Raw genomic sequence first — 11973 nt, forward strand, 5'->3', positions numbered from 1 at the left:
GGGCATGGGGCACAAGAAAAAGACCGTTGAACTGGATCGGGACAACGGCGTGGCCCCCGGGCTCATCGCGAAGAACAAGAAGCGGCTCGTCGTGGCCGGCGGCCGTTCGCACCCGGAGCTCACAGCCGCGGTGGCCAACGGCCTCGGAATCCAGCCGGCGCCCGTAGAGCACCGCACGTTCGCTTCGGGGGAGATCTACGCCCGCTTCGAGGTGTCGATCCGCGGTTGCGACCTGTTCCTGGTGCAGACATTCGGTGAACCGGTCAACGAGTGGCTCATGGAGACGCTCATCATGATCGACGCGGCTAAGCGTGCCTCGGCCAAGCGCATCACCGTCGTCGCCCCCTACTACCCGTATTCGCGGCAAGACAAGAAGGGCCGCGGGCGCGAGCCCATCAGCGCCCGTCTGGTCGCTGATCTGCTCAAGACCGCGGGTGCTGACCGTGTCATGAGCGTCGACCTGCACGCCGCGCAGATCCAGGGCTTCTTCGACGGACCGGTCGACCACCTGTTCGCCAAGCCCGTGCTGCTCGAGCATTTCCGTGAGACGCTGACCGCTGAAGACCGTGAGACGCTCACGATCGTCTCGCCGGACATGGGCCGTGTGCGCGTTGCCGACACCTGGTCGGACAGCCTGGATGCACCGCTGGCGATCATCCACAAGCGTCGCGACCCGAAGGTTGCCAACCAGGTCTCCGTGCACGAGATCGTCGGCGCGGTCGAGGGGCGCACCTGTCTGCTGGTCGACGACATGATCGATACCGGTGGCACCATCGTCAAGGCTGCGCAGGCACTGAAGGCGGCTGGTGCGCGCCGCGTCATCGTGGCAGCAACGCACGCGATCTTCAGCGACCCGGCATCCGAGCGTCTGCAGGACGAGTCGATCGATGAGGTCGTCGTCACCGACACGATCCCGCTGTCCGCCTCGCGGCAGTGGGATGGACTCACGATCCTGCCGATCGCTCCGCTGCTCGGCCGGGCGATCCATGAGGTGTTCCAGGACGGATCGGTCACCAGCATGTTCGGCGGCGACGCCTAGCACGCGCTCTCAGCAAGCCCGAGGTTCTGTGATGTCTTCATTCACCGCTGTGCGGCAGCGGGTGCTCTCGATCCTCGGTGCCGTGTCGATGTATCGGCTGGTGTTCTTCGCGCTCGTGGCGCTCGCGCTCATCGCGCTACTGCTTTCGGCGATCGGCGGGATCGTGTCGCCGACCCCGGTGGAGATCGTGGTCTCGTTCGTCGTGCTGGCTGCGGTGATCTCCGCTGTCGATGCCGCGGCCCAGCGGGTGCTGCATCTGCCGTGGCGCGTGGAATCCTCGCTCGTTACCGCGCTGATCCTGCTGTTCGTGATGCGTCCCGGCACAGACCCTGCGGCCCTCATCGGGCTCGCTCTGACGGGCGCTGTGGCGAGCTTGTCGAAGTACGTCATCGCCTGGCGTGGCCGCCATATCCTCAATCCGGCGGCATTTGGTGCAGCCGTGGTCACGCTGATCGGATCCTTCGGCGCATTCGAATGGCTGGGAACGTCGGCATCGTGGTGGGTGGGTAACGCGGCGCTCGCGCTTCCCGTTGCACTGTTCGGACTGCTCGTGCTGTGGCGCACCGAGAAGATTCGGGTCGTGCTGGTGTTCGTGCTGATCGCGGTCGGCACCGCGGTCGTGCGCCAGGCCGTGCAGGCCCAGCAGCTCGGCGTCGAGTTCGACCTGTCTGCGGCTGTGCAGTTCGCAGTGCTGCAGTCGCCGTTCCTGTTCCTCGGGGTGTTCATGGTGTCCGAGCCGCTGACCAGTCCGCCCCGGCGCTGGCAGCAGTTCGCTGTCGCAGCGCTGGTGGGGCTGCTCGCTGGTTGGCCGATTCTCATCGGGGGATTGTTCACCCTCGGACAGGAGCGGGCGCTGCTGATCGGCAATCTGCTCGCGGTCGCCTTCGCACTGCGCGGGTCGGTGCGGCTGACACTGCAGAAACGTGAGTTCATCACCCCGACCGCGCAGGAGTTGACCTTCCGAGCTCAGGGGAAGTTGAAGTTCATCCCCGGTCAGTACCTCGAGCTCGATGTGCCGCATCACCGCCCGGATGCGCGAGGCACCCGCCGCGAGTTCAGCATCGTCTCTGCGCCGGCAGATCTTCCGACCCTGCGCATCGCGTACAAGAACGGTGATCAGAAGCATCCCTCGTCGTACAAACGGGCGCTTGCGGCCGCGCAACCGGGAGCGACGCTGGCTGTGACCGGAACCTGGGGCGACTTCGTCCTGCCGCACGGCGATGCGCCGGTGCTGATGGTGGCGGCCGGAATCGGCGTGACACCGTTCGTCTCGCAGCTGCGGCAGTTGCAGGCTGACGGGCTGCAGCGCGACGTCGTGCTCGTCTATGTCGCAGCCGAAGCGATGGAGCTGGCATTCCGCGCGGAACTCGAAGCGACCGGAGTACCCACGATCGTGTTCACTCGGGATGCCCCGCAGGCGTTGCCGGAGCACTGGCACTGGGCACAGGGCGTGCGCCTGGATGCCGCTGGGCTTGAGCGAGTCGTGCCTGATCTGCCGAGTCGGCACGCGTTCATCTCCGGGCCGCCGCGGCTGCTCGCCGACCTCGCCCCGGCCCTGCAGAAGGCCCGGTCACTCACGACCGATGCCTTCGCCGGATACTGACTCGTCCTCGCCCAGCCTCGCCCAGCCTCGCCAGGCCCGCCAGACCCGCCAGACCCGCCCTCGGTCCGGATGCAGGGCGATCGTACAGATGCAGGGCGAAACGCCGTGGGATGCCACTGCAGGCGTGCTTCGGCCCTGCAAGTGTGCGGCCCTCACTAGTTCTGCACACTCCGTACGGATGCAGGATTCTTCCACATTCGTCGTGTGGACCGTATTCCGGCACCGAGGATGCGGGATCATCGGCAGATGCTTCAACCAGCTCAGATCATTGTGTCCGAGGGCGGCATCGCCCGTGGGGTCCGATTGCAGGAGTTCGGATTTTCACGTCGGATGCTGTCGCACGCTGTGCGCGGCGGAAACATTCTGCGGCTACGCCCGGGTGTGTTCGCCTTACCCGACACGAATCCCGACCTTGTGGAGGCTGCACGCCACGGCGGCGCCGTCACCTGCGCTCGCGCGCTGCGCCTGCACGGTGTCTGGACCCTGAACGAGGACGAGGACGTGCACGTCTGGTTGGGCGGCACCGGGAGAGTGCATCATCCCTCAACCTGTTCGTGTGTCGGCCATTTCTTCGCCGGACCGATGAAGCTCGGACTGGCGCCGCTGGACGTGGTGCTGGTGCATGTCTACCATTGCCACGGCGATGAAGCCTTCTTCGCTGCGCTGGAATCGGCGCTGCGCCAGCGGAAGATCAAGGCCGTTGCGAAAGCTCGAATCCGACAGCGCCTCCCGGTGGGCGCACGATGGTTGGTCGACCTTGCCCGTTCCGACGCTGACAGCGGGCTGGAATCATTGCTGCGCCTGCGTCTTGAGCTGCTCGGCATCCGGCTCGACTGTCAGGTCTCGATACCGACTGTCGGACGGGTGGACTTCGTCGTCGACGGCCGACTGATTCTCGAGACGGATGGGAAAGAGAATCACGATGGCGAGTCCGAACGGCACAGAGATCTCATGAGGGATGCCGCGGCATCTGCCGTTGGGTACGAAACGCTCCGCTTCGACTACGCGATGGTCGTGTACAACTGGTCCATCGTCGAAGCGGCGATCCTCGCCGCCCTTGCCAGACTCGTCTGATGCCCTGGACTGGTGCCTGGTGCCTGGTGCCTGGTGCCTGGTGCCCTGGTGCCCTGGTGCCCTGGTGCCTGGTGCCTGGTGCCTGGTGCCTGGTGCCTGGTGCCGGTCCGGATGCAGGGCGATCGTACGGATGCAGGGCGAAACGCCGTGGGATGCCCCTGCAACTGGGCATTGGCCCTGCAAGTGTGCGGGGCTAGGCGGCCGCAGACCCCGCGGGGAGGGGGAACCGTGCCGTGAACGTCGTATCGCCGGGAGCGCTTTCGACCGTGATCGTGCCGCGGTGGCCTTCCACGATGGCCTTGGCTATGGCGAGCCCGAGACCGGTGCCCCCGGTCTGACGGGTACGGGAATCGTCGCCCCGGGCGAATCGGGCGAACAGCTCCTCACGAACATGCGGGTCGATTCCGGGGCCATTGTCGTGCACGCGGATGAGTGCTTCATCACCCTCGCGCGCGACGCCCAGGGTGATCTCGGTGCCCTCCGGAGTGTGGGTGCGCGCGTTCGCGAGCAGATTCGCAACGACCTGGTGCAGGCGTCCGGCATCACCGGGCATGCTGACGGGTTCTTCTGGAACATCGATGCTCCAGCTGTGATTCGGCCCGGTGGGGCGCGCATCCGCGAGGCCCTCCAGCGCAAGCTGGGTGAGATCGACGGTACCGTGGACGAGCTCTTGCCCTTCATCTAGACGTGCCAGCAGCAGCAGATCTTCGACCAGCCTGGTCATTCGCAGCGACTGCGCCTGAATGCGCTCCAGCGCCATCCGAGTGTCCTCGGTGGTGCGCGCAGCCCCCGGCGTTTCGGTCTGCAGTGCTCGCAATGAGAGCTCCGAGTATCCGCGGATAGAAGCCAGCGGCGTGCGCAGTTCGTGGCTGGCATCCGCGACGAAGCGTCGCATCCGCTCTTCGTTCTGCTGACGAGAGGCGAGTGAGTCGTTGACGTGATCGAGCAGCGTGTTCAGCGAGGCGCCGACGATGCCGATCTCGGTGCGCGGATCGGCTTCCGTTGCGGGAACGCGCTCGGTGATCGTCACCGCTCCGCGGTCCAACGGTTGGTTCGCGACGCGCGTGGCTGTGCGGGCGACGGCGCGAAGCGGCGCCAGGCTGAAGCGGATCGTCACGGCCGTCGTCAGCGCGAGCAGGATGAGCCCGCCCAACGTCGCCAGTGTGATCACGGTGAGCAGCTGCGCCAGGGTGCGATCGTCCGGCGGCAGTCCGGTGACGATGGCGATTTCGTTGCCGCGGGCATCGGCGACCTGAGTGACTGTGACCCGGAAAGCGCCCAGATCGCCCAGCCTGATCGATGCGCTGCCCGAGGACTGAACGGCCCTGTCGATCGCGATCAACTGTGTGTCAGTGAGGACGGTCGTGCCATCGGCTGTGGCGACGACGCCGCTTGCTCCATCGGCTGAGGCTATGGCCAGCAGGACGGCGGACGAAGGGAAATGCTGGCCGGCGAGAACCGTCTGCGCGGTGATCGGTTCACCAGAGTCGGCGGACGACTCTGCCTGTGCTGCCGTCAGATACGTCGTCTGGGCTGCGGTCGTCTTCACCTGCTCCTGGAGCTTGCCCTCCAGCGCCCGCCCGAGCGTCGCGCTCGTGATGACCGCGACAATGATGAGGATGAGCGACACGAACCCGATGACGGCGCACAGCAGGCGCGTCTGCAGGGTCAGTGGTCTCGTCAGCCCCAGTGAGGTCACTGCGGGGCCTTGATCATGTATCCGACGCCGCGCACGGTGTGCAGCAGGGGAGTGCGCCCGGCGTCGATCTTCTTGCGCAGGTACGAGATGTACAGCTCGACGACCGAGGACTTGCCGCCGAAGTCGTAGCTCCACACGCGGTCGAGGATCTGCGCCTTCGACAGCACCCGGCGCTCATTGCGCATGAGATAGCGCAGCAGTTCGAACTCGGTTGCGGTCAGTTCGATCTCGGTGCCGGCGCGCTCGACCTCGTGACTGTCCTCGTTCAAGGTGAGGTCACCGACGCGCAAGATTGACTGTCCCTCGTCGCTGCTGGCGAGGCCGGTGCGGCGGATGATGGCACGCAGGCGCGCGATCACCTCTTCGAGGCTGAAGGGCTTGGTGACGTAGTCGTCGCCGCCGGCCGTGAGGCCGGCGATACGGTCGCCGACGGCGTCCTTCGCGGTCAGGAACAGCACCGGAACCAGGTTGCCGGATTCACGCAGACGGCGCAGGACGCTCATGCCATCCAGATCAGGCATCATGATGTCGAGCACCAGCGCGTCGGGTTCGAACTCGTGGGCGACCTGGAGGGCTTCGAGTCCGGAGGATGCCGTTCGCACCTCCCATCCCTCCATCCGCAACGCCATCGCCAGCAGGTCGGTGAGCATCTGCTCGTCGTCGACAGCCAGGATGCGCAGTGCAGAGCCGTCGGCGCGATGCAGTTCAGGCAGATCGTGGGTCATACGACCATTCTGTGGAATCAGCTATGAAGAATCTATGGAGTCCGCTATGCGCTCCCTGTGAGTTCTTGCGTCCAGATCGAACTCATCTCGTCGAGGGTGCGGTCCATGATCGCGATCATGGACGACGCGGCCTTGTCCGCGTTGCCGGTCTGGATGGCCGTAGCGATATCGACGTGCATCTGCAATGCCTCGGATGCTGGGAACTTCGGCATCAGGTTGTACTGGGTCCGTCCGGTGAGCACTTCGGCGACCAGATGGTGCAGTTGCGCGAACATCTCGTTGCCGCTCATGGTGAGGATGAGGGAGTGGAACTCCTTGTCGAGCGCGAGGAAGCCAGCAGTGTCACCCTCTTTTCCTGCGGCCCACAGGCGTCCGGCGAGGCCGACGAGATCGCTGGCCTGATTCAGCGGTGCTCGCATCGCAGCCAGGCGTGCTGCTGCGGGTTCGATCGCACCGCGCAACTCCGTCAGCGAACGCAGCTGCGCCACGCGGCTGGGGCCGGCGAGGCGCCAGCGGATGACCTGCAAGTCGTACACGTTCCACCGGGTGAGAGGGAGCACGCGCATACCTACCCGTCGCTTGGGCGCCACCAGCCCCAGCGCCTCGAGTGCACGCAGCGCTTCACGCACCACCGAGCGGGAGACTTCGAAGCGCGACTCGATCGACTCCGTGGTGAAGGTGGTCTCCGGCCCGATCACGCCCGAGCAGATTTCGCGCCCCAGCGTGTCGAGGACGAGGTTTCGCAGATCGCCTCGCACGACCACGGCGGGAGAGGCGGGATCAAGTACATTCTCTGCGGTCATGGTTAGATCTTATCTTTTTCATCACGACGGGTTGAAAAGTATGACTTATTGAAGATAACTTGGCCATTGAGCAGATGTAACAGGGCACCTGCGCCACGAGCCCCGCGATGATGCGAGTCTCAGGATGGAGAGTCACAGTGAAGTACGGATCCAAGACCGCCCGCTTCTTCGCGGCGGCAACAACAGCAGTGGTCGCCGGAGCGCTGGTCAGCTGCAGCGGCGGCACCGGTTCGGAGATCGACGAGACCGAAGGCATCGAGGGCGAGACGATTCGGGTCACCCTCGCCAACCATGTGTGGACCGAGACCATCAAGGAACTCATTCCGCAGTTCGAGGAGGAGACTGGCGCGACGGTCGAGATCAGTCAGCTCGCCGAAGATCAGCTCTCCGACCAGTACAACGTCAAGCTCAACGCCGGCACCGATGAGATCGACGTGCTGATGTATCGACCGCTGCAGGAGAACAAGCTGTTCGCCAGCAACGGATACCTCGCCGACCTCACCGAACTGGCCGAGGCCGACGCCGACTGGGACTGGTCCGACTTCCAGCCGGGTCCGGCATCCCTGACCACCTACGATGACCAGATCGTCGGCGTTCCGATTATCACCGAGCGCACCGTGCTGTACTACCGCAAGGACCTGCTCGAAGAGGCCGGCCTCGAGGTTCCGACCACGCTGGAAGAGCTCGATGCGGCAGCTGCCGCCATTCATGAACTGCACCCCGACGTCGCCGGCTACATCGGCCGCACCGGAAAGTCAGCTGCCGTCACTCAGTTCAGCGCATTCCTGTTCAGCTCCGGCGGACAGTGGATCAATGACGACGGCACCTCGGCCATCGGCAGTGATGAGGCGCGGGGTGCTTACCAGTACTACGGCGACCTCATCCGCAACCACACCGACGCCACGATCAACCCCGAGATGAGCTGGGCCGAGGCGTTCGCGGTGTTCCAGCAGGGGCAGGCAGCCTTCATCGCCGATGCCGACAGCCTCTACAAGAACATGACCGACCCGACGCAGTCCACGGTCTCGGAGCAGGTAGGTTTTGCTCCGTTCCCCGAGGGCGAGGCCGGATCCAAGCCGTACAACGTGGCGGCGTGGGCCCTCGCGGTCAACGAAACCGCTTCGAACCCGTCGGCCGCCTGGCAGTTCGTGCAGTGGGCGACGTCGAAAGACATCACCCTGGAAATGGCGAAGCTCGGCGTCTCCGGCGCCCGCACCTCGGTGTGGGAGAACCCTGAGGCGACCGCGGATTACCCCGAAGAGCTCGTCGAGGCGATCAAGATCAACGGCGAGAACGGCATCGGTCAGGACCGTCCGCTCGTGATCCAGGTGTCCGAGGCCCGCGAGATCGTCGGTGAGCCGATTGTCGTCGCGATCGCCGGCGGCGATGTGGATGCTGCCGTGGACTCATCGAACACCGCTTTCGACGAGTTCCTTCTCGAGGACTCCGAGTAACCATTCCCGTCCGCCGTGCCCCGGAGCATCCGCAACGACGCCCCGGGGCACGGCCAACCAACACGGAAACTCTCATGACTGCACTACAGAGCCCCGAGCAGGTCGGCACGCAGGAGCGCTTCAGCCGCTGGGCCAACCGGCACCGCAAGTGGCTGTTCGCCGGTCCCGCGATCGCGTTCACGACGCTGCTGCTGGTCATCCCGCTCGGCTGGACACTGTTTCTCAGCTTCACCGATGCCCAGCGATCGGTGCGCCGCAAGTTCGACTTCAACGGCCTCGAGAACTACGCCGAGGTACTCACCGACACCGAGCGTTTCTGGCCGGCGGTGTGGCGCACCTTCGCCTTCACCGGCGGCGCCCTCTTCTTCGAGCTGATCCTCGGGATGATCATCGCGCTGCTGCTGTGGAAGCCGTTCCGCGGCCAGGGCGCTGTGCGAACGATCATTCTCCTGCCGCTGGTGGCTACCCCGGTCGCGGTCGGCATGATGTGGCGGCTGCTGTTCGAGCCGAACATCGGCTTCGTCAACGAGATGCTCGGCTGGGTCGGAATTCCGCCGCAGCCGTGGCTGGCAGATCCGGCCACATCGCTTGCGACTCTGGTGTTCGTAGATATCTGGCAGTGGACGCCGATGGTCACACTCATCCTGCTGGCCGGTCTCACCAGCCTCTCCGAGGAGCCGCAGGAAGCGGCCAAGGTCGACGGGGCGAACAGTTGGCAGCGGTTCTGGTACGTCATCGTGCCGCTCATGCGCAGCGTTATCGTCGCGGCTGTCCTCCTGCGCGGTATCGACGCGCTGAAGACTTTCGACCTGCTCTATGCCACCAAGGGTAAGGGCGGTGGAGCCTTCCACGACGTGGAGACGCTCAACATCTACGCCTACGGTCTGAGCTTCGACTACAACGAGTACGGCCTGGCCTCGGCCGTCCTGATCCTGTTCTTCCTCATCATCCTCGGCGTGATCTGGGTCATCCAGATGCAGCGAAAGGTCAAGGACTCATGACCACCACGACCGACACCCGCACCCTCGTCATGAACGGCCAGAAGCCGGGGCGAACCCGGCGCAAGAAGGTCCGCATCGGCACGGTCGGACGAATCATCGGCCTGGTGGTGATCGTGCTGGCTTTCCTCGGGCCCATCGTCTGGATGGTGCTGGCCAGCTTCAAGTACAACGTGCAGATCTACGACGCGAGCAAGGCGTTCATCTTCGATCCCACGCTCGACAATTACGGCACCGTATTCGATCCGCGACGCGGCAACTACCTCGTCTACATCTGGAACTCGTTCTTCGTCGCATTCATGGCGACCGCACTGTCCATGGTGCTCGCCCTTCCGGCGGCATACGCGATGAGCCGATTCCTGATGAACAAATCCGCGATGGCCGTGCTGTTGGCGCGCATCATTCCCGGCGTCAGCCTGCTGGTGCCCTGGTACTTCATCTTCGCCCAGTTGAAGCTGACCGGCGGGTACTTGCCGCTGATCCTGTCGCACATGTTCGTGTCGTTGCCGCTGATCCTCTACATCATGATGTCGTTCTTCGATCAGATGCCGGAGGAACTCGAAGAGTCCGCGCAGGTGGACGGCCTCACCGCGATCGGGGCGTTCTTCCGGATCACCCTGCCGCTGTCGGTGCCCGGCATCGCCACGGCGACGATCCTGTCGTTCATCTTCTCGTGGAACAACTTCATGTTCGCTCTGGTGCTCTCCGGCAACTCCACTAAGACGCTGCCGGTGGCGATCTTCGACTTCATCGGGTATGCCTCGATCGACTGGGGAGCGCTCATGGCGGCATCCGTCGTCGTGACCACACCGATCATGCTGATCGCACTGTTCACACAGCGATACATTGTCAGCGGGCTGACCGCCGGCGCCACGAAAGGCTGAGTATGCGTGTGACTGCGAGCGTTGCCATCATCGTGATGGGCGTGCAGGGAATCGGAAAATCCACCATCGGACGTCTGCTGGCCGAACGACTGGACGTGCCGTTCATCGACGGGGACACTCTGCACTCCGCGGACAACATCAGCCTGATGGCATCCGGCACACCGCTCACGGACGCCGATCGCGAGCCCTGGTTGCACGAGGTGGGGGAGACCCTCATCGAGCACGCCGCATCCGGCGGTGTCGTCGTGGCCTGCTCAGCTCTGCGCCGCAGCTATCGCGATCTCATCCGCACCCATGCACCGCAGACCTACTTCGTGGACCCGTGGGCGCCGATCGAACTGATCCGTGAGCGCGTGCAGGCCCGATCCCACGAGTACATGCCACCGGAGCTGCTGGAGTCGCAGTACGCGACACTCGAGCCGCTGGCAGATGACGAGCAGGGGATCCGGGTCAGCGTGGTTCCGGCACCCGACGAGATCGTTGCCGAGATCTGCGCCGACTACCTCGTGAGCATGGGGGCCACGCAGTGACCGCCACCATCAGCAGGGTCGAATCGTTCCCGGTAGCGCCGCGTTGGCTGTTCGTGCGCATCGAGACCGACGACGGTTTGGTCGGCTGGGGAGAGGCCTCTCTGGAAGGGTACGGCGATGTCGTGCGGGCAGCCGTGGATCAGTTCGCGCAGTACCTGCTCGGCCGCGACCCGGGGCTCATCGAAGACCACTGGCAGGTGCTCACCAAATCGCAGTTCTACCGGGGCGGCGCGGTGCTCGCCAGCGCCGTGGCCGGCGTCGATCAGGCGCTGTGGGATCTCAAGGGCAAGCGCCTCGGGGTGCCAGTGCACGACCTGCTCGGCGGCGCCGTTCGCGATAGCATCCGTGCGTACGGCTGGGTGGGCGGCGACGACCCGCTGGAGGTGGCCGACCACATCGCCGCGCAGCTCGATGTCGGATTGACCGCGGTGAAGATGAACGCTTCGGGACGGATGGGCCGCAACGGCTCGGTCGCCGAGCTGCAGGGCGTGGTGGACCGCGTCGCCAGTGCGCGGGAAGTGCTCGGTCCCGACCGGGACGTCGCCGTCGATCTGCACGGCCGGTTCACACTGGCCACCGCACGTCGGCTCGCTCCGCTGCTGGAGCCGCTGCATCCCTTCTTCATCGAGGAGCCGGTCGTCCCGGAGAACTCGCACGTGATCGGGCGAATGGTGGATGCCACGACCATTCCGATCGCGACGGGGGAGCGACTCTACAGCAGACAGGAGTTCCTGCCGGTGCTGCAAGCGGGGATCGCGATCGCGCAACCTGATCTGTCGCACGCCGGCGGAATCTCTGAAGTGCGCCGGATCGCCGCGCTCGCCGAGACCTTCGATGTCACTCTCGCGCCGCACTGCCCGTTGGGGCCGCTCGCGCTCGCCGCGTGCCTGCAAGTGGGATTTGCGACGCCGAACTATCTCATTCAGGAGCAGTCGATCGGCATCCACTACAACCAGGGTGCCGAGGTTCTCGATTACGTTCTCGACACGACCCCGCTGCAGTTCGTCGATGGCGGTTTCGCGCGACCGGCCGGGGCTGGTTTGGGTATCGAGATCGATGAGCAGGCCGTGCGTGCCGCCGCCGGTCGCTGGCGGACGTGGCAGAACCCCATCTGGCGGCACGCCGATGGTTCGATGGCGGAGTGGTGACGCAGTGGTGACGAGG

The 11973-nt window shown here is 65.0% G+C and carries 11 protein-coding genes; 8 read left to right on the forward strand and 3 right to left on the reverse strand.

All coding sequences use genetic code 11. The annotated features are described in order from the left end of the window. The first annotated feature begins 4 nt into the window (after positions 1 to 4). The 3 genes from ACW5CM_RS10620 to ACW5CM_RS10630 all read left to right on the forward strand — a co-directional run bounded on the left by ACW5CM_RS10620 (position 5) and on the right by ACW5CM_RS10630 (position 3716). Entirely contained in the window at positions 5 to 1039 is a 1035-nt protein-coding gene (locus tag ACW5CM_RS10620) for a ribose-phosphate diphosphokinase (RefSeq protein ID WP_439255993.1), read from the forward strand. A gap of 31 nt (positions 1040 to 1070) precedes the next feature. Further along, positions 1071 to 2642 carry a flavodoxin reductase gene (locus ACW5CM_RS10625; RefSeq protein WP_439255994.1) on the forward strand — a complete coding sequence of 524 codons (1572 nt, stop codon included), beginning with the start codon at positions 1071 to 1073 and terminating at the stop codon, positions 2640 to 2642. A 246-nt stretch (positions 2643 to 2888) separates the two neighbouring features. Then, the gene (locus tag ACW5CM_RS10630; RefSeq protein WP_457124981.1) at positions 2889 to 3716 is read left to right on the forward strand and encodes a DUF559 domain-containing protein; all 828 of its coding nucleotides are present in this window, start codon (positions 2889 to 2891) and stop codon (positions 3714 to 3716) included. Positions 3717 to 3909: 193 nt separating this feature from the next. Here the strand turns inward: ACW5CM_RS10630 and ACW5CM_RS10635 are convergent, their stop codons facing one another. Genes ACW5CM_RS10635 through ACW5CM_RS10645 form a run of 3 tightly spaced genes read right to left on the reverse strand, consistent with a single transcriptional unit; the run spans position 3910 to position 6943 of the window. Then, on the reverse strand, positions 3910 to 5415 hold the full coding sequence (locus tag ACW5CM_RS10635) for a sensor histidine kinase (protein ID WP_457124982.1): 1506 nt from the start codon (positions 5413 to 5415) through the stop codon (positions 3910 to 3912). After that, the gene (locus ACW5CM_RS10640) at positions 5412 to 6140 is read right to left on the reverse strand and encodes a response regulator transcription factor (RefSeq protein ID WP_438255065.1); all 729 of its coding nucleotides are present in this window, start codon (positions 6138 to 6140) and stop codon (positions 5412 to 5414) included. Before ACW5CM_RS10640 ends, ACW5CM_RS10635 begins: the two co-directional genes overlap by 4 nt. 44 nt (positions 6141 to 6184) lie before the next feature. After that, entirely contained in the window at positions 6185 to 6943 is a 759-nt protein-coding gene (locus ACW5CM_RS10645) for a FadR/GntR family transcriptional regulator (protein ID WP_438255067.1), read from the reverse strand. Positions 6944 to 7080: 137 nt separating this feature from the next. Here ACW5CM_RS10645 and ACW5CM_RS10650 point away from each other — a divergent pair, with 137 nt between their 5' ends. The 5 genes from ACW5CM_RS10650 (at position 7081) to dgoD (ending at position 11957) form a co-directional block, all read left to right on the forward strand. Next, the gene (locus ACW5CM_RS10650) at positions 7081 to 8397 is read left to right on the forward strand and encodes an ABC transporter substrate-binding protein (protein WP_438255069.1); all 1317 of its coding nucleotides are present in this window, start codon (positions 7081 to 7083) and stop codon (positions 8395 to 8397) included. 74 nt (positions 8398 to 8471) lie between these two features. Beyond that, positions 8472 to 9398: a carbohydrate ABC transporter permease gene (locus tag ACW5CM_RS10655; RefSeq protein WP_457124983.1), complete on the forward strand. Its 927-nt coding sequence runs from the start codon at positions 8472 to 8474 to the stop codon at positions 9396 to 9398. After that, entirely contained in the window at positions 9395 to 10279 is an 885-nt protein-coding gene (locus ACW5CM_RS10660; protein WP_438255072.1) for a carbohydrate ABC transporter permease, read from the forward strand. Before ACW5CM_RS10655 ends, ACW5CM_RS10660 begins: the two co-directional genes overlap by 4 nt. Before the next feature lie 2 nt (positions 10280 to 10281). Further along, on the forward strand, positions 10282 to 10809 hold the full coding sequence (locus ACW5CM_RS10665; protein WP_457124984.1) for a gluconokinase: 528 nt from the start codon (positions 10282 to 10284) through the stop codon (positions 10807 to 10809). Further along, positions 10806 to 11957, forward strand: a complete 1152-nt coding sequence (dgoD, locus tag ACW5CM_RS10670; RefSeq protein ID WP_438255074.1) for a galactonate dehydratase — start codon at positions 10806 to 10808, stop codon at positions 11955 to 11957. Before ACW5CM_RS10665 ends, dgoD begins: the two co-directional genes overlap by 4 nt. Positions 11958 to 11973 lie beyond the last annotated feature (16 nt).

Source organism: Microbacterium wangyouchuni (genome assembly GCF_054072595.1).